We start from the raw sequence: 18,303 nt of genomic DNA on the forward strand, positions 1-18,303 counted from the left end.
CCCATGCGTATGTCCCCGTCTGTTTCCCTGTTCCGCCCCGTCGGGCTGCTGCTGGCCACCGTGTGTGCGGGGTCGGCACTGGCCGCCGAAGCCGCCGACACGCCAGCCGTGGCCCCCGTGGCCGCATCTGCTGTGGTGCCTGCAGCCACTTCCCACGAGATCGAGATCGGCGGCAGCCATGCCGGGCTCAGCGACGGCAGCGCCAGCTGGCGCGATGGCTACGTCAAGGGCACGCACGGCTTCGGGACCCAGGGCACCCTGGCGTGGGAACTCGATGCCCAGCGGCACTTCGGCGAGCAAGGTACTCTGGGCAGCATCGCCTACACGCGCGACCTGTCACCCGACTGGTATGGCTCGGCCGGCCTGAGCGCTGGCTCTGCCAGCTACATGCCCCGTGTGCGCACCGACCTGTCGGTGTACCGCAAGTGGCTGGAGCGCCGGCAGCTCGTCACCGGGCTGGGACTCATGTGGTCGCGCAGCGGCGATGGCGTCCACCACGACCGTGCCGCCACCCTCAGCGGGTCCTATTACTTTGCCGATCTGCCGCTCGTGGCCCAGACCGGCGTGGTGGTCAACACCTCCAGCCCCGGCTCCGTCACCACGCGCCGATGGTTCGGTGCCGTCACCTACGGACAGGCCCGCCATTACTACCTCACGCTGCGGCACGACGTGGGGCATGAGGGCTACCTGCCCGCCGGGCAGGAGGCTGGCAGGGCATTCGATTTCTACAGCCGCGTGACCACGGCCTCCTGGCGCCAGTGGATCACGCCGCGCATGGGCTTTGTCGTGGGCGGCGAGCACTACGTCAATCCCTACTATCGCCGTCAGGGCGTCACGGCCGGGCTTTTTGCCGATTTCTGAGCAGCTCCCGCAGCGCTGCAGTCCATGCCGGCCGGTCCTCCCCATTCGCCCTTCAGCCGGCCTCCACCTCCGCGGGCCAGCCGACGCTATCCGCTGCGTGCCACGACCGTGGTCGGCAATGTGCTGCTCACGGCAGCGATGCTGGCGCTGGTGTGGCAGCTCTGGCCCTCCATTGCCCGCTGGTGGTTCGAGGGGCTGCAGTTCTGGCTCACGCGGATCGATCTGCCCGGCCTGAGTCTGCAGCGCCTGCCGCCGCGCCTGCCGTGGGACGAGGCACCGCTGCGCATCCGGCTCGACACCCCCCTGCCCACGGGCACGCAATGGTGGGGCTGGGTGGTGGTCAGCGCCGCAGCCTTCGGGCTGTCCCTGCGCCTGTCGCGCGAGCGGCTGCCGCTCATCTATCTGCTGCGCCTGCTGGTGCTCATGCAGGTCAGTGCGCTGGTGTACTTCTGGTTCTGGCCCGCCCGCCTGCCGCTCACGCTGGCCCATTTTGCCGAAGACGTGGTGCAGGTGGCAGGCACGCTGCTGTTCGTCACGCCGCTGCTGCACGGCATCATCCTGTACGTGTTTCCCATTCCGCTGTGGCACAAGGTGCTGGCCACGGGGCTCTCGCTCGGCTTTGTGGTGGTGGCACTCCCCCTGCATGTGAGCGTCCTGATGCTGCTGGTCTCATGGGGCTCGGCCATGCTGTTGCCGCTGCTGTACTTTCTGGGGACGCTGCTGCCCTATCTGATGGGGCTCGTCGGCATCTACGGCGACATGCTGTCGCTGGCGCCGGGCGAGCACTCCCTCCGGCATGAGTGGTGAGCGCGCGGGGCAAGGGCCGTGCAGCTGGCGGGGCATACGGGGCGCCGCTATAATCGGGCTCCTTCCAAGGAGCGTTGCAACACCGGGCCCCGTGCAGGGCCATCCGGTGTCAGGCTTGGCATCATTTCCTCAACGACGCTCACCCCCTTGATCCGGTGCGGTGAGCCTGCGTGTTCCTTCAGGAACTCCGTACCGGTAGTCATTACCGTTTTTCAGGAGTCTCCCATGAATGCCCCCCACGCTCCCGTGGCCCCTTCCGACAGCGCCATCGCCGACATCCAGCTCGCCGACTGGGGCCGCAAGGAAATCCGCATCGCCGAAACCGAAATGCCTGGCCTGGTGGCCATCCGCGAAGAATACGCGGCCCGCCAGCCGCTCAAGGGCGCACGCATTGCCGGCAGCCTGCACATGACCATCCAGACCGCCGTGCTCATCGAGACGCTGCAGGCGCTCGGTGCCCAGGTGCGCTGGGCTTCGTGCAACATCTTCTCGACCCAGGACCATGCTGCTGCCGCCATCGCGGCCGGAGGCACGCCGGTGTTTGCCATCAAGGGCGAAACGCTGGAGCAGTACTGGGACTACACCCACCGCATCTTCGAATTCGGCGCAGCCGGCACGGAAGGCGAAGGCCCCAACATGATCCTGGACGACGGGGGCGATGCCACGCTGCTGATGCACCTGGGCATGCAGGCCGAGCAGGACGCCAGCGAGCTCGATCACCCGGCGAGCGAGGAAGAACGCATTCTGTTTGCCGCCATCCGCAGCCACCTGGCCGCCGACGCAAGCTGGTACAGCCGCAAGAGCGCCCAGATCCTCGGCGTGACCGAAGAAACCACCACTGGCGTGCACCGCCTCAAGGAAATGTCCGCCAAGGGCACGCTGCGCTTCCGCGCCATCAACGTCAACGACAGCGTCACCAAGAGCAAGTTCGACAACCTGTACGGCTGCCGCGAGTCGCTGGTCGACGGCATCAAGCGCGCCACCGACGTGATGGTGGCCGGCAAGATCGCCGTGGTGTGCGGCTATGGCGATGTGGGCAAGGGCTGCGCACAGGCCCTGCGGGCACTCTCTGCCCAGGTCTGGGTGACCGAGATCGACCCCATCTGCGCCCTGCAGGCCGCCATGGAAGGCTACCGCGTCGTCACCATGGAATACGCCGCCGACAAGGCCGACATCTTCGTCACCACCACCGGCAACCGCGATGTCATCCGCTACGAGCACATGGCGCGGATGCAGGACCAGTCCATCGTTTGCAACATCGGCCACTTCGACAACGAAATCCAGGTGGCCGAGCTGGAAAAGCACTGCCGCTGGGAAGAGATCAAGCCGCAGGTCGATCACGTCATCTTCGAGGACGGCCACCGCATCATCCTGCTGGCGCGCGGACGCCTCGTGAACCTGGGCTGTGCCACCGGCCACCCGAGCTACGTGATGAGCAGCAGCTTCGCCAACCAGACCCTCGCGCAGATCGAGCTCTTCTGCCACGCCGACTCCTACGACGTGGGCAAGGTCTACGTGCTGCCCAAGCACCTCGACGAGAAGGTCGCGCGCCTGCAGCTCAAGAAGCTCAATGCCCAGCTCTCCGAGCTCACCGACACGCAGGCAGCCTACATCGGCGTGCCCAAGGCCGGCCCCTACAAGCCCGACAGCTACCGCTACTGATCGGGACGGCCGTCCGTTCGCCTGTCTGCCCGTTTGCCCGCCGCAGTCTCGTCCTGTGGCGATCCTGACCTTCCTCGTCCTCCGAACTGCCCATGCGCGCCGATCAGCTCCTCGTGGAACGTGGCCATGCCGCCAGCCGCAGCCAGGCCCAGCGTCTCATCGCGGCCGGCGTGCGCTGGCGGCTGCCCGGTGCTGCCTGGCAGACTGTGCGCAAGAACGGCGAGGAGCTGTCCGCGCAGGCCGAGCTGCAGCTGCAGGATGCCGCCGAGGCCCGCTACGTCAGCCGTGGCGGACTCAAGCTCGAAGGGGCACTGCAGGCCACGGGGCTGAACCCCGCAGGCTGGCAGTGTCTCGATGTCGGCCAGTCCACCGGCGGCTTCACCGACTGCCTGCTGCATGCGGGGGCCGCCCATGTGGTGGGGCTCGACGTCGGCCAGGGCCAGCTCCACGAGCGCCTGCGCCACGACCCGCGCGTGACGGTGCACGAAAAGGTCAACGCACGCGACCCTGCCGCGCTGGCCACCGTGCTCGGTACGTCCGGCAGCGGCTTCGACCTGCTGGTGGGCGACGTGTCCTTCATCTCGCAGACGCTGGTGCTGCCGGCGGTGCTGCCCCATCTCCGCCCGGGCGGGCAGCTGCTCATGCTGGTCAAGCCGCAGTTCGAGCTCCAGCCCGGGCAGGTCGGCAAGGGCGGCATCGTGCGCGATGCGCGGCTCCATGCCGAGGTGGAGCAGCGCATTCGCGCGGCCTGTGCCGCCCTGCAGGTGCAGGTGCTGCACTGGCTCGACAGTCCCATCGAGGGCGGCGACGGCAACCACGAATTCTTCGTGCACGGCAGGCGGGCCTGAGGTCCAGAGTGCCGGGCTCCTCCGCACGGCGTGTGCCCGGACTGCCGACTTTGCTGGTCGATGCCTGTCCGTCCATTTTCAGAACACCCCCATTCCTTTCGAGAGATGCCATGACCGCTCCCTCTTTCAGCTTTGAATTCTTTCCGCCCAAGACCCCCGAAGGCGCCGAAAAGCTCCGCACCGTGCGCCGCCGGCTCTATGCGCTGCAGCCCGAGTTCTGTTCGGTGACCTACGGAGCCGGGGGCTCCACCCAGCAGGGCACCTTCGACACCGTGTGCGCCATCCATGCCGAGGGCATGGCGGCCGCCAGCCACTTCTCGTGCATCGGCGCCACGCGCGAGCGGGTGCGCGAGCAGCTCGACGAACTGCTGGCAGCCGGCATCACCCGGCTGGTGGCCCTGCGCGGCGACCTGCCCAGCGGCCACGGACTCGGGGGCGAATTCCACCATGCGAGCGATCTGGTGAGCTTCATCCGGGTGGAAACCGGCGACGCCTTCCACATCGAGGTGGCAGGGTATCCCGAGGTGCATCCCCAGGCGCGCAGCCCCCAGGCCGACCTGCGGGCGCTCAAGGCCAAGGTCGATGCCGGGGCCAATGGCGTCATCACGCAGTATTTCTTCAACGCCGATGCCTACTTCCGCTTTGTCGACGACGCGCGGGCGCTGGGCATTGCCACGCCCATCGTGCCCGGCATCATGCCCATCACCAGCAGCAGCCAGCTCATCCGGTTTTCCGATGCCTGCGGCGCCGAGATTCCCCGCTGGCTGCGCCTGCGGCTTCTGGAGCTGGGGGACGACACCGAGAGCATCAAGGCCCTGGGCACCGAGGTGGTGGCCGGCATGTGCGAGCGCCTGCTTGCCGGAGGCGCGCCAGCCCTGCACTTCTACACCATGAACCAGAGCGCCGCCACCCTGGCGATCTGTGCCCATCTGGGACATGCACCGGCTGCGTAACGCAGGGGGCTGAGCGGAGGTCCGACGGTCTGGCTGCCGGACGGTTTGTGGCGGAGGAAAATTCGGCCGTTCAGCTGCGGCGGGGGATCAGCCGCCGGGCCAGGCTCACGCCGGCGAGCACCACCGCTCCGAGCATCAGCCCGACGCCCATGTGGGCGCCCATCACGGCCACCGAGCCGGCCAGACCGCTCCAGTGCAGCTCTACCCCATGCAGCCAGTGGGCCAACGGTCCGATGCCGTGGGACAGAATGCCGCCGCCCACCAGGAACATGGCCAGCGTGCCCAGCACCGAGAGCACCCGCATCAGCCAGGGCATGGCGTTCACCAGCGCATCGCCCAGCCGCTGCCCTGCTGCCGTGCGGGAGCGGCGGCGCAGCCAGAGCCCGAAGTCGTCGATCTTCACGATGGCCGCCACGATGCCGTAGACCCCGAGTGTCATCAGCACGGCCACCAGGGCGAGCACCGTCAGGCGTTCCGTCAGCGTGGCCTGGGCGGGCAGGGTGCCCAGGGTGATGACAATGATCTCGGCCGACAGCACGAAGTCCGTGCGGATCGCGCCACGGATCTTGTCGCGCTCGGCCGCTGCCACATCGGGGGCCTCGTTGGCGCGCACCACTTCGGCATGGTGGGCGGCCTCCTCCTCCGGGTGGGGCCGCAGCGAGTGCATGACCTTCTCGACGCCTTCGAAGCACAGGTAGGCCCCGCCCAGCATCAGCAGCCCCTGCACCAGCGCCGGCCAGAGCGTACTGACGAGCAGCGCCAGCGGCACCAGAATGGCCTTGTTCACCAGCGAGCCCTTGCACACGGCCCACACCACAGGCAGCTCGCGCCGCGCATCGACCCCGGCGACCTGCTCGGCATTGAGCGCCAGGTCATCGCCCAGCACGCCAGCCGTCTTGCCGGCGGCCACCTTGGTCATGGCCGACACATCGTCGAGCAGGGTGGTGATGTCATCGAGCAGGGCGAGGAGACTGGTGGCCATGGGGCAGACTGGGAAAGGGGGGGGCTGCAGGGAGCGGAGTGGGGCGAAGAAAGACCGGCTGGGCAGCTGCGCTCAGGCCAGCGTCGCGCGCAGGAACTTGCGCTTGCCGACCTGCAGCACATAGGTGCCGGCGCCGAGCTTGAGCCCGCGGTCGCTCACCACCGAGCCATCCACCCGCACGCCACCGCCGTCGATGAGGCGGTTGGCTTCGCCCGTGCTCGCCGTGAGGCCGCTCATCTTGAGCAGCACGCCAATGCCCAGTGCTCCACCGTCACCCAGCGCGAGCGTGCGCTCGTCGATCTGGTCCGGAATGCCGCCCTTGCTGCGGTTGATGAAATCCTGTTCGGCCGCGTCGGCTGCAGCGGCGCTGTGGAAGCGGGTGGTGATCTCGCGCGCCAGCATCACCTTGGCGTCCTTGGGGTTGCGTCCGGCCTCCACCTCGCGGCGCAGGGCGGCAATGTCGTCCTCGCTGCGGAACGACAGCAGGGTGTACCAGCGCCACATCAGCGCGTCGCTGATCGAGAGCACCTTGGCGAACATGCTGTTGGGCGCTTCGGTGATGCCGATGTAGTTGCCCTTGCTCTTGCTCATCTTGTCCACACCGTCGAGCCCTTCGAGCAGCGGCATGGTCAGGATGCACTGGGGCTCCTGTCCGTATTCCTCCTGCAGGTGGCGGCCCATGAGCAGGTTGAACTTCTGGTCGGTGCCGCCGAGCTCCAGGTCGGCGCGCAGGGCCACCGAGTCATAGCCCTGCATGAGCGGGTAGAGGAACTCGTGCACGCTGATGCTCTGCCCGGCATGGAAGCGCTTGTGGAAGTCGTCGCGTTCCATCATGCGGGCCACCGTGTACTTGGCGGCGAGCTCGATCATGCCGCGCGCGCCCAGCGCATCGCACCATTCGCTGTTGTAGCGGATCTCGGTGCGCGAGGGGTCGAGCACCCGGCTGGCCTGCTGGTAGTAGGTTTCGGCATTGGCCTTGATCTGCTCGGCAGTGAGGGGCGGGCGGGTGGTGTTGCGCCCGCTCGGATCGCCGATGAGGCTCGTGAAGTCGCCGATCAGGAAAATCACCGTGTGCCCCAGGTCCTGGAGCTGCCGCATCTTGTTGAGCACCACCGTGTGGCCCAGGTGGATGTCGGGCGCCGTGGGATCGAGCCCCAGCTTGATGCGCAGAGGCTGGCCGCTGCGTTCGGCCTTGGCGAGCTTGCGCACCCAGTCGTTCTCGGGCAACAGCTCGTCGCAGCCACGCCGCGTGACCTGCAGCGCATGCGCTATCTCAGGAGTGATTTCCAACTGCTTGTTTTCGCTGATATCGGGGGTGTGCATAAGAAAATTCTGAAGCGCGGCAGGAGCTTGGGAACCCCCGCCGGATGATGGGCCTTGTTGCAATTTTTCAGGCTGGCGACAGAGAAAACTGCCATACTGCCGCTCGCGGGGCATGTGCACCGGGCCGTGCCACACGGCCATGGATGCCCCGCAGGTCGCCCGCCATTTTATGCTTTTGCCATGGGGCCGGGGGGTGTGCTCCTGGCCGCTGCGTGCCGCTGCACTTCCCTGCCGACCGTCCGTGAGACAGGCGGTGCGGGTGACCCATTCCCCTTTTCTGCCCGGCGCGCCGCGCCCCTGCGACAGGTGTGCATGTCACGCTGTCGGGGCCAGGGAGCCTCTTTCCGTGCAGGCCACGGACGTCGCGCCCTGCATGCCATTGTCGCCTGTGTGTATGACCTTGCCCGATCAGTTGCCCGTTTCCGTTTCTCCCAGCGTTCCGTCTCCCTCCCCCTCCACGGCTTCCGATGGCCCCACCGCGGCTTCCGTTGCCGCCGTGCCCTCTGTACGTCTGTCGGGCATCACCTGGACCCTGGCGGAGGCTGCAGCCGAGGCGCGTGACTGGCTGCGGCGCCATCCCCTGATGGGCGCGGGAGCGGCAGGGGTGTCGCTGCTGCTGGGAGCCGGAGCGGCCTACGCTGTGGCCACCCCCACCCTGTCGGGGCCTGTCACCGTGCGCCAGGTGCGCGAGCAGGTACAGCCCCTGTTTGCCCTCGACGAGCAGGAAGCGGCTCTCCAGGCCCATCCCTCCACCTTCTACCGCAGCACCGAAACCCGCGAATCCGACACCGCATCCTCCCTGCTGTCGCGCCTCGGGGTGAGCGATGCCGCAGCCGAGGACTACCTGCGCGCCACACCCGAAGTGCGTACCACCGTGCTGGGGCTGCAGCGCCGCCTCGTGCAGGCCGCCTATACGTCCGATCTGCGGCTGCAGAGCCTGCGGGTGCAGTGGCTCGATGCCCAGGACCCTCATCTCAGCCATCTGCTCGTCGTCGAGCGCGATGCGACCTCGGGGGCATTCGGGCATCGCACCGCTACCGAGGTGGCCGACGTGCAGCCGGCCCTCGCCACCGTGCCGCTGGGGGGCAACTTCTTCCGCGACGCGGCCGCCGCACAGGTGCCGACCGCCGTGGCCGAGCAGGTCCTGCGCATCTTCGATCCCGTGGTGGACACGGCGCGCATGGCCCGCAAGGGCGACCACCTCACCGTGGTGTACGAGCAGATTTCGCTGGGGGGCCAGGTCGTCGGCCATGGCCGCGTGCTCAGCGCCACCGAGCATGTGGCCGGCAAGGATTACCGCGTCGTGTGGTTCCCTGCCAAGGGGACGGCAAACACCTCCCGCACACCGGTACCGGCAGACGCCGATCTGCAGGCCCCTGCCGGCGATGGCCAGACCGCCGACGCCACCCCAGAATACTTCACCCCCGAGGGACACAGTCTGGCCGACCGCCCGGTCTATCGCGCGCCAGTGCCCGGGGCGCTGGTCACCAGTCCCTTCGAGCCCTACCGCATCCACCCGCTGTTCGGCACGGCCCGTCCCCATACCGGCATCGATCTCGGGGCGCCTGTCGGCACTCCCGTGCACGTGGCTGCCGACGGACGGGTGCGCTTCGCAGGCGAGCAGACGGGCTACGGCAACGTCATCATCGTCGAACACGGCAAGGGCCGTGCCACCCTTTACGCCCACCTGAGCCGCATGGACGTGCGCGCCGGACAGCGCGTGCGCGCCGAGGACGTGATCGGCGCCGTGGGCACCAGCGGCTGGACCACCGGCCCGCACCTGCATTTCGAGACCCGGGTGCGCGACGTGCCCATGGATCCCCAGGTCGCCCTCAAGGAAGGACACACCGAGCGCATTGCCGCCGGCCAGCGTGCCGCCTTCCGGCGCGTCGTGGCTGCGGCCGAGCGCGACTGGCACTATGCCCAGGACGCCCTGCCGCAGACCCAGGTGGCCCGCGCCGACTGACATCGCATCGCGGCTGCAGGGCAGGGCCTATCGCCTATCATCCCTGCCATGAATGCCCCGACTTTGCCCGATCTCCGTTCTTCGTCGTCGCCCGCGCCTGCTGCCCATGATCCGGCAGCGCCGGCAGGGGCGCTGTGCATCGGGCTCATGTCCGGCACTTCGCTGGACGGGGTCGATGGCGTGCTCGTGCGCATCGCTCCTCATCGGGCGGATGCCTCCCTGCAGCTTGCCACCCTGGCCTTTGCCGGCATCGACATGCCGCAGGCCCTGCGTGCCGAGCTGCTGGCCCTCAACACCCCGGGCGAGCACGAACTCCACCGCGCCGCGCTGGCTGCCAACGCTCTCATGCGGCTCTATGCCGACTGCATCCACACACTCTGCGCCCAGGCAGGGGTGCCGCCCGCCGCCGTGGCGGTGGCCGGGGCCCATGGCCAGACCGTCCGGCACCGGCCTGGCCTGTACGACGGCACCGGCTACACCCTCCAGCTCGTCAATGGGGCCCTCCTTGCCGAGCTGGCCGGCATGCCGGTCGCCTGCGATTTTCGCAGCCGCGACGTGGCCGCAGGCGGGCAGGGGGCACCTCTCGTGCCGGTCTTCCATCAGGCGCTGTGGGGCCGGCAGGGGCAGGCGCTGGCCGTGCTCAACCTGGGGGGCATTGCCAACCTGACCCTGCTGCAGCCAGGACAGCCGCCTCTGGGCTTCGACTGTGGTCCGGCCAATGCCCTCATGGACCACTGGTGCCTGCAGCACACTGGCCAGGCCTATGACGCCGATGGCGCCTGGGCCGCGCAGGGCCGTGTGCACGCGCCGCTGCTCGCACGGCTGCTGGCCGAGCCCTTCATCGACCAGCCTCCGCCCAAGAGCACGGGGCGCGATCTCTACAACCCCGCATGGCTCCTGCAGCAGCTCGAACCCTTTGGGGCGCTGGCTCCGGTCGACGTGCAGGCCACGTTGACGGCCTATACGGCCCAGGCGGCCGTGCTGCATCTGCAGCGCCATGCCCCGGCGGTGCGGCAGCTGGTGGTGTGCGGGGGCGGCGTGCGCAACGGCCAGCTCATGCGCCATCTGGCCGCGGCCCTGCCGGGGGTGCAGGTGCAGTCCTCCGCCGCACTGGGGGTCGATCCCCAGGCTGTCGAGGCCACTGCCTTTGCCTGGCTGGCACACTGCACGCTGGCCGGGCAGCCGCTCGACATGCGTGCCATTACCGGCGCACGGGGACCGCGTGTGCTTGGCTGCCTGTATCCGGCCTGAGCCATCGCCAAGGGCGAGGCAGTGTGGGGGCTGGCTGTGCAGGAGGGCAGGGGCCGATCAGGGAGCAGCGTTCCGCCGCGCCAGGGGCAGGCGTGCCCGCCGCATGCGCACCCACATCCGCCCCTGCAGCCGTTGGCAGTTGCCGTCGGCGCTTGTTTACTTGGACGTGTCCACCGTCCATGCCGCTCCGCCTCCCCGGCGCAGCATGCGATGCACTACGGGCAGCGCCTGCTCCAGCTCTGCCTTGAGCACAAAGGGCGGATTGATCATGAACACCCCGCTGGCGCGCAGGCCGTCGCGGCCCGACGCATCCTGATCGCCACGGCCAATCGAGAGCGTGGCGTGCAGCCATGGCCGGTCGGCCTGCTGCGCCAGTGTCCTGAGCCGCCGGGGCAGCTCGTGGGCCTCGGGGCGCGGAATGACCGGGTACCACACCATGTAGCAGCCCGTGACAAAGCGCTGCATGGCATCCTGCATGCAGCTCACGACCTGCGCATAGTCCGTCTTGAGCTCGTAGCTCGGGTCGATCAGCACCACCCCGCGCCGGCTGGGCGGAGGCAGCAGCGCCTTGAGCCCCGTGAAGCCGTTGTTGCGCACCACCTGAATCTGCCCCGCGTTGGGCAGCTCGGCCACGTTCTTGTCGAGCAGGCGGCTGTCGGTGGGATGCAGCTCGAACAGGCGCAGCTGATCCTGCGGCCGCATCAGTGCCGCCGTGATGAATGGCGATCCGGGGTATCTGCGCAGCGTGCCGCCGGCATTGAAGCCCGCCAGCAGCCGCAGGTAGGCAGCCAGCGCCTCGGGCGCCTTGGCCTCGTCCGGTGCGCCGGGGCCATACTGTTGCCACAGCGGCAGCACCCCTTCGAGTGCCTCTCCGCTGGTCTGGGCATCGCCGCCATCGAGGCGGTACAGGCCGGTACCGGCATGGGTATCGGCCACCAGCAGGGGCGTGTCCTTGGCCGTGGTGAGGTAGCGCAGGGTGGCAATCAGGGCCATGTGCTTGAGCACATCGGCGTGGTTGCCGGCATGGAAGGCGTGTCGGTAACTGAACATGGTCCCGCCATCCTATCGCACCTCCGGGGCAGATCGGGGCGCCGCCGCTCCGGCGGACGGCATCGGCGTAGCCGTCGTGCCGGGACGACGCTCCCGTGCGCACAGCCATTGCCCCACGGCCAGCTCCCTGGCTATAATGGAGAGCTTGCCCGCGGCTGGGCTCCGCAGCAAGAGCAGTACCCCCACCTAAGAGGTTCTCACCAGAAGAACACCGACCGTGGAATAGAGCCCACGCACGTGGCCGCAGGTGTTTCTGTGGCCGCAGGCTTGCGAAAAAGCCGTCAAACCACCTCCCTTAAGGAAAACACATGAAAACATTCAGCGCAAAGCCCGCTGAGGTGCAACATGAGTGGTTTGTGATTGACGCCACCGACAAGGTGCTCGGACGGGTAGCCAGCGAAGTTGCCCTCCGTCTGCGCGGCAAACACAAAGCCATCTATACGCCTCACGTCGATACCGGCGATTTCATCGTCGTCATCAACGCCTCCAAGCTCAAGGTGACCGGTACCAAGTCGCTCGACAAGATGTACTACCGTCACAGCGGCTTCCCCGGCGGCATCTATGCCACCAACTTCCGCGATCTGCAGGCCAAGCATCCCGGCCGTGCGCTCGAGAAGGCCGTCAAGGGCATGCTGCCCAAGGGTCCTCTGGGCTACGCCATGATCAAGAAGCTGAAGGTCTACGGCGGTGCCGAGCATCCGCACAGCGCCCAGCAGCCCAAGGCGCTGGAAATCTAAAGGAGCGTTGCAATGATTGGTGAATGGAACAATGGCACCGGCCGTCGCAAATCCAGCGTCGCCCGCGTGTTTCTGAAGAAGGGCTCCGGCAAGATCACGGTCAACGGCAAGGACATCGAACAGTTCTTCGGCCGCCAGACCTCGATCATGATCGCCAAGCAGCCGCTCGTGCTGACCAACCATGTCGAAACCTTCGACGTGATGGTCAACGTCCAGGGTGGCGGTGAATCCGGCCAGGCCGGCGCCGTGCGCCACGGTATCACCCGCGCGCTGATCGACTATGACGTCAACCTCAAGCCCGAGCTGAGCAAGGCTGGCTACGTCACCCGCGACGCCCGCGAAGTGGAACGGAAAAAGGTCGGCCTGCACTCCGCACGCCGCGCCAAGCAGTTCAGCAAGCGCTGATCCTGCCCGCCCCCTCCAAAACCGCACCAGGCCCCGGCCGGTGCGGTTTTTTTTGTTCTGATCATCCGAAGAGGGGCATGATGCAGTGCATCTGCATGGCAGCCTGGGTTTGGGGAAACCCGCAGGAGACACCGGACGGTTGCACGCTGCAGCGCGGGGCTCGGCAAATCTTTGGGTAGTTCCAAAGCACACTGGATTCGATCCTTGGCCAAAACACGCATGTGAGGTCGGCGGGCATGACCTTGTCCGAAGCAACATGGCTCCAATAGGCTGGATTTGTCGGAATACGCGCCTCAAAAGGTTGGACTATGCCCATTGCTGGTCAGAATGTGCAAACGGGTGTGGTGGAGTGGGAGATTGCCCCGATGTTTCTGGGCAGATTCAATCGGTGAAAAAGGCAGTTTTCAGCACCCACGGCAGATGGAACCTTGTTCGAGTTGATCGGGAGTTGAGAATTGAAAGAGCACTGGATACCTTGGGGCAAGAAGTCGGATCAACATTCCTCCGATTGCGTGCAGATCCATCCCCTGCTGGATCACATGATGGACGTGGCGGCAGTGCTGGAAGCGTTATTGCAGCTGCCGGGCATCAGCCGCGCGCTGGAACGGGTCGCCGGCCGGCCATTGTCAGACGTGGATTGCGCGCGATTGGCCGTATTGGCTTTTTTGCACGACATTGGCAAGGCCAACACCGGTTTTCAGGTGCGCTATTGGAACAAGCGCACGGAACGGTCTGCCGCGTGGAGCGTGTGCGAATGTGGCCATGGCCCGCAGGGGTGGGCCTTGTTTCGCGGGAGTCTGCATGGCGCAGAGAGGGTGACTGCGGGCTTGCCGCTGGAAGCCATGGATACCTGGGGCGAGGCCGTCATACCGCTGCTCTTTGCCAGCATCAGTCATCACGGCCGTCCGGTCGACGAATGCGCCACTTTCAGCATCTGGCAGCCCATACGGGAAGGAGCCACATGCATCTATGACCCTGCCGAGACCGTAGCTGCAATGGGTGCGTGCGTGCAGACGCTGTACCCGCTGGCCTTCACCTCGGATGCGCCTGACTTGCCAAATTCTTCTGCCTTTGCGCACCTGTTCGCAGGACTCGTGCAATTGGCTGACTGGCTGGGCTCCGATTCGCGTCCCGGCTTCTTCCCATACTCGGAGCCTGGCGAAGACCGCGCCGCCACTGCCCCACAGCGCGCGCAGAATGCGCTGCGCGCTGTGGGCCTGGATGTGGGGCATGCCACCAAGCGCCAGGCTTCCACGGTATGCGACTTTACCCAGGCCTTCGGTGTGCCGTCGCCGCGCCCCATGCAGGCAGCGATGGCTGATGACGGCTTCGGTTCCGTGGTGGTGCTGGAGGCAGAGACCGGCAGCGGAAAGACGGAAGCCGCACTCTGGCGCTTCCTGCACCTGTGGCGTGCGGGGCAGGTCGATGCGCTGTACTTTGCGTTGCCCACGCGCGTGGCCGCTTCGCAGCTTTACGAGCGTGTGCGGGAATTTGTGCTGCATGTCTGGCCGGTGAATCCACCCGTAGTAGTGCGGGCCTTGCCCGGATACGCGGCTGCTGACGGTGCAACCCCCGCATCGCTGCCCCATTTCGGCGTGCTGTGGTCAGATGCATCCGATGGGGCGCCCGATGAAGCTGCAGCTGAGGCCGAGCACCGCTGGGCCGCCGAACGTCCCAAGCGCTATCTGGCCGCCACCATCGCGGTCGGCACGGTGGATCAGGCACTGCTGGGAGCTCTGCAGATCAAGCATGCGCATATGCGGCATGCCCTGCTGGCGCGTAGCCTGTTGGTGGTGGACGAAGTGCACGCATCGGATGCCTACATGACGCGCCTGCTGGAACACCTGCTGCGTGCCCATGTGGCTTGTGGCGGACAGGCGCTGCTGCTGTCGGCCACTCTGGGGGCTTCGGCACGCACACGCTATCTGGCCATCGGCAGCCGCCGCCGAGCCGATGGCTTGCCACCCCCTCTTGCGCAGGCACAGGCCTTGCCATATCCAGCTATTGGGTACCTTGCATCCAGTGGACCCACGTTGCTTCCGGTACAGGGCAATCCTCGCCACAAGACAGTGCACTGGGCACTCTGGGATCAGATCGATGTGCCTGAGGCCATCGCTGCGCGTGCCGTCCAGGCTGCCGCTGCAGGTGCGCGCGTGCTGGTCGTGCGCAACACTGTGCCGGCAGCCATCGCGACCCTGCAGGCGGTCGAAACCCTGGCCTCGGAGCAGGGGCTGGACTGCCTGTTCCGTGTCGGGGGTGTCAGTACGCTGCACCACAGTCGATTCAGTCGCCAGGATCGGCCACTGCTCGATGCCGAGGTGCAGTCCCAGATTGGCAAACGACGCGCTTTGCGCAGCGGATTGGTCGTCATCGGAACGCAGACCTTGGAACAAAGTCTGGACATTGATGCAGACCTGCTGATCACCGATCTGTGCCCCATGGACGTGCTGCTGCAGCGCCTGGGCCGGCTGCATCGCCATGAGCGGCCGAGTGTCGAGGCGCCGCATGACTGCCGACCTGCAGGCTTTGAGCAACCGCGCGCCTGGGTGCTCACGCCGGCGGGGCATGATCTTGCTCCGCTGCTCGTGCGCTCACGCCACGGCCTAGGGCCCATCCGCATTCACGGGCAACCTATGAGTGGGGTGTACCCTGACCTGCGCATGCTCGAAGCCACGCAACGTTTGATTGCAGCGCAGCCCACGCGCAGCATTCCTGCCGACAATCGCCTGCTTGTGGAGCAGGCCACGCATCCCGATGCGCTGAACGTCATCACGCAGGAATTGGGCGAGGCCTGGGTGCGCTTCGGCATTGACTACGAAGGCGCGCTCGCTGCCACCAAGACTGTGGCGAATTTGCATGCGCTGCCGTTCGACAAGCCGTTTGATGAGATGCATTTCTCAGAGGATGAGGGGCGCATAGGCAGCCGGCTGGGTGCTGCCGACCGGGTTGTGATCTTCGATCCACCACCGCAAGGACCCTTTGGCATGCCGGTCGAGCAACTGGCGATCCGACACCATCTCCTGTCACATGACCTGACTCCAGATGCTGAGGCGAGGAATGTGGTGGCTCTGCCCGATGCAGCCGGGTTTACCTTTGAGCTGGGGGCAACGCAATACCGTTACACCCGATTAGGACTGGAAGTGGTGCCAGCGTGAAGCACATACTCATCCCTAGGCGCGGGTGCATATTAATAAAAAATACCAATATTTAATCAATAAATAGTATTAAGTATAAATCAAGTTAGAGGTTGAGATATAGTGAGTCTTCATGACCCACAGAATGCCCATGCCATCCACCTCTGCATCTATCGCGCTGCACTTTAATCTGCTCGATGAGGAGTTGATCCGCTGGCGCTGCGTTGAACGCGGTGAGCTGCACCGCGGTAGTCTGCCTGCTTTGCTGGCAGCGTTGGCTGCCAACACGGTACGAGACTTTCCTGCTCTGCGGCCCCACCAGCGCCATCCGTGGCACGCCTTTCTCGTGCAGCTGGCCGCCATTGCCTTGCACCGTGCAGGTCAGAATGAGCCCTGGATCGAGGCGACCGATTGGCGGGCCGCCCTGCTGGCACTGACGCCAGATGATGCAGACGGCGCAGCGTGGTGTCTGGTCGCACCGCCCGAGCGGCCGGCCTTTTTGCAGCCGCCAGTGCCTGGTGAGCGCATCGCCGATTGGAAGAACCTGCTCCATGCCGCCGACGAGCTGGACATGCTGGTCACGTCCAAGAATCACGATCTCAAGGCTGCACGAGCCTACCGTGCAGAGCCAGATGACTGGTTATTTGCGCTGGTCAGTCTGCAGACACAGGAAGGCTTCTTGGGGGCTGGTAACTATGGCATCTCTCGCATGAACGGTGGCTTCGCCAACCGTCCCGGTGTTGGCGTGGCGCCACTGGGTGCCTGGGGCGCGCGTTGGATCGCAGATGTGCAAACGCTGCTGGCTGAGCGCGATGCCATCACCGATCAGCAGGGTTATGCGTCCGAAGACGGTCTCGTCTTGCTGTGGTTGTTGGCTTGGGCGGGCACGCAGTCGTTGGCCATGTCATCGCTCGACCCGCTGTACATTGAGATTTGCAGGCGAGTCCGTTTGACTGCCGACGCCGAGCGACTGGTTGCGCGCGTCACGAGCAGCAAGGTGGCACGTATCGCATCCAAGGACCGCAACGGCATTACAGGAGATGCCTGGACGCCTGTCGACGTGGCTGGGGGCAAGGCGCTCACGGTTTCGGACGCCGGCTTCGAATACAGACTGATGGCGGATCTGCTGACGGGTGGGCGCTTTGCACAGAGCGCTGCTTGCCGACTGGATGGTTGGCCGTGTGATGCCAGCCTGCAGCTTATCGCACAGGCTGCCGTGCGTGGTCAGGGCAAGACCGATGGCTATCACGAGCGACGTGTACCCATCTCACCCAAACTGCGTCGCCGCCTTGCAGGTCCGCAGCGCGTGGCGGTGGCCGAAATGGCCAAGCAACGCATCGCCGCTATTGCTGCCTTGCGCAAGCTGTTGTGGAGTGCGCTGGTTGTGCTTTTTGCCAACGGCGATACTGATGAGCGCAACGACAGTATCAACGACAAGGCTAGCCGCTTCGCTCGCCCTTTCGAGCAGGGCGAGGATGCGCGCTTCTTCGACGATTTGGCACAGGAGGCCGAAGCGGACGACATCGACTGCCATGCGCTTCGCATGCAATGGATGGATGGATTGGTAACGCGCGCTGAATTCGTGCTCACCCAGGCCTTTGAGGCTGGCCCGTGCAGCGCCATGCAGCGCTACAAGGCCCGAGCTGCGGCGCTGAGTCGCTTTCATGGTGGTTTGCGCAACCCGAAAGACGCCGTGTTGAAGGATTTTGCGGACTACCACGCCCAGCAACAACGCCATGCCCCGGCAACCGAACTGTGAGGACATCCCATGCCTGAGCCTACCGTCGATTTTTCCGAAACAGCCGATGCACAAGACACGGTGCCCGTGCGAGGCAGCCCCTACGGAGCATTGGCTGCGCATGTGCGCAATGCCGGGCGGGGGGACCGCGCGGTGCTGGCGCGCATGAACCCCGATGTGCTGCGCTCGCACGAGATCGCTGCACTGGCGCGTGCGCTGCTTTCGGCTGGTCTGAGCCCCGAGACGTGGCGTCCTGAGACGTGGCCACGCTGGGCACTCATCGCCCAGGGCATGGCACTGGCGGGGCACGACGGCGCCGGTCGGCTTGGCCAGCAGCTGGCACGGGCTGGTGTAGCCGAATCGCGTGTCACCAGACTGCTCACGGCCCGGGGAGAGGCATTTCGGCAATTGCTGCCACGCATGCTGCGGCTGCTGACGTCCAAAGGTGTGCAGCCCAACTGGTTCGAACTCGGCGAACTGGTGCTCAAGCAAGACAGCGACGAGCATGACGATGTCCAACGTGCCGAGCAACTGCGCATGCGGATCGCCGGTGCCTACTTTTCCGCCCTTGCCAGCAAGACCTGAA

General features: G+C 66.2%; 15 protein-coding genes and 1 riboswitch. Of the genes, 12 read left to right on the forward strand and 3 right to left on the reverse strand.

All coding sequences use genetic code 11. The features are described from left to right. Positions 1 to 9 precede the first annotated feature (9 nt). From ACP2WS_RS06315 to metF, 5 genes are all read left to right on the forward strand, one after another. The gene (locus tag ACP2WS_RS06315) at positions 10 to 861 is read left to right on the forward strand and encodes a YaiO family outer membrane beta-barrel protein (protein ID WP_426460005.1); all 852 of its coding nucleotides are present in this window, start codon (positions 10 to 12) and stop codon (positions 859 to 861) included. 24 nt (positions 862 to 885) lie between these two features. Further along, complete coding sequence (locus ACP2WS_RS06320) at positions 886 to 1,668, forward strand: YbhB/YbcL family Raf kinase inhibitor-like protein (RefSeq protein ID WP_426460006.1); 783 nt, start codon at positions 886 to 888, stop codon at positions 1,666 to 1,668. Between the two features lie 60 nt (positions 1,669 to 1,728). Further along, positions 1,729 to 1,816, forward strand: a riboswitch (S-adenosyl-L-homocysteine riboswitch). 77 nt (positions 1,817 to 1,893) lie between these two features. Continuing rightward, a complete protein-coding gene (ahcY, locus tag ACP2WS_RS06325; protein ID WP_426460007.1) occupies positions 1,894 to 3,330 on the forward strand; it encodes an adenosylhomocysteinase in 1,437 nt (478 codons plus the stop codon). A 92-nt stretch (positions 3,331 to 3,422) separates the two neighbouring features. Next, positions 3,423 to 4,178 carry a TlyA family RNA methyltransferase gene (locus ACP2WS_RS06330; RefSeq protein ID WP_426460008.1) on the forward strand — a complete coding sequence of 252 codons (756 nt, stop codon included), beginning with the start codon at positions 3,423 to 3,425 and terminating at the stop codon, positions 4,176 to 4,178. Between the two features lie 110 nt (positions 4,179 to 4,288). Continuing rightward, a complete protein-coding gene (gene metF, locus ACP2WS_RS06335) occupies positions 4,289 to 5,131 on the forward strand; it encodes a methylenetetrahydrofolate reductase [NAD(P)H] (RefSeq protein ID WP_374493515.1) in 843 nt (280 codons plus the stop codon). Positions 5,132 to 5,201: 70 nt separating this feature from the next. Here metF and ACP2WS_RS06340 read toward each other — a convergent pair whose 3' ends face one another. Then, complete coding sequence (locus ACP2WS_RS06340) at positions 5,202 to 6,113, reverse strand: DUF808 domain-containing protein (protein WP_426460009.1); 912 nt, start codon at positions 6,111 to 6,113, stop codon at positions 5,202 to 5,204. 72 nt (positions 6,114 to 6,185) lie between these two features. Next, positions 6,186 to 7,436 carry a tyrosine--tRNA ligase gene (gene tyrS, locus ACP2WS_RS06345; protein ID WP_374493518.1) on the reverse strand — a complete coding sequence of 417 codons (1,251 nt, stop codon included), beginning with the start codon at positions 7,434 to 7,436 and terminating at the stop codon, positions 6,186 to 6,188. 496 nt (positions 7,437 to 7,932) lie between these two features. On the opposite strand from tyrS, the gene ACP2WS_RS06350 reads away from it, so the two are divergent. Together ACP2WS_RS06350 and ACP2WS_RS06355 are read left to right on the forward strand one after the other, a co-directional pair. Then, positions 7,933 to 9,402, forward strand: a complete 1,470-nt coding sequence (locus ACP2WS_RS06350; protein WP_426460010.1) for a M23 family metallopeptidase — start codon at positions 7,933 to 7,935, stop codon at positions 9,400 to 9,402. Between the two features lie 48 nt (positions 9,403 to 9,450). Next, complete coding sequence (locus ACP2WS_RS06355; RefSeq protein WP_426460011.1) at positions 9,451 to 10,653, forward strand: anhydro-N-acetylmuramic acid kinase; 1,203 nt, start codon at positions 9,451 to 9,453, stop codon at positions 10,651 to 10,653. Between the two features lie 156 nt (positions 10,654 to 10,809). On the opposite strand, the gene ACP2WS_RS06360 is transcribed toward ACP2WS_RS06355, so the two are convergent. Continuing rightward, positions 10,810 to 11,703: a 23S rRNA (adenine(2030)-N(6))-methyltransferase RlmJ gene (locus ACP2WS_RS06360; protein ID WP_426460013.1), complete on the reverse strand. Its 894-nt coding sequence runs from the start codon at positions 11,701 to 11,703 to the stop codon at positions 10,810 to 10,812. A 308-nt stretch (positions 11,704 to 12,011) separates the two neighbouring features. Between ACP2WS_RS06360 and rplM the strand changes: the two genes are divergently transcribed. From rplM to casB, 5 genes are all read left to right on the forward strand, one after another. After that, positions 12,012 to 12,440 (forward strand): 50S ribosomal protein L13, encoded by a 429-nt coding sequence (rplM, locus tag ACP2WS_RS06365; protein WP_426460014.1) that lies wholly within the window; start codon positions 12,012 to 12,014, stop codon positions 12,438 to 12,440. 12 nt (positions 12,441 to 12,452) lie between these two features. Then, positions 12,453 to 12,845, forward strand: coding sequence for a 30S ribosomal protein S9 (rpsI, locus tag ACP2WS_RS06370; RefSeq protein WP_374493528.1), 393 nt, complete (start codon positions 12,453 to 12,455; stop codon positions 12,843 to 12,845). Between the two features lie 455 nt (positions 12,846 to 13,300). Then, complete coding sequence (gene cas3, locus ACP2WS_RS06375) at positions 13,301 to 16,000, forward strand: CRISPR-associated helicase Cas3' (RefSeq protein WP_426460015.1); 2,700 nt, start codon at positions 13,301 to 13,303, stop codon at positions 15,998 to 16,000. 130 nt (positions 16,001 to 16,130) lie between these two features. Next, entirely contained in the window at positions 16,131 to 17,738 is a 1,608-nt protein-coding gene (casA, locus tag ACP2WS_RS06380; protein ID WP_426460016.1) for a type I-E CRISPR-associated protein Cse1/CasA, read from the forward strand. 9 nt (positions 17,739 to 17,747) lie between these two features. Next, complete coding sequence (gene casB, locus ACP2WS_RS06385; protein WP_426460017.1) at positions 17,748 to 18,302, forward strand: type I-E CRISPR-associated protein Cse2/CasB; 555 nt, start codon at positions 17,748 to 17,750, stop codon at positions 18,300 to 18,302. The last annotated feature ends 1 nt before the right edge of the window (position 18,303 follow it).

Source organism: Brachymonas moutaii (nom. illeg.) (genome assembly GCF_049977365.1).
Taxonomy (GTDB): Bacteria; Pseudomonadota; Gammaproteobacteria; order Burkholderiales; family Burkholderiaceae_C; genus Brachymonas.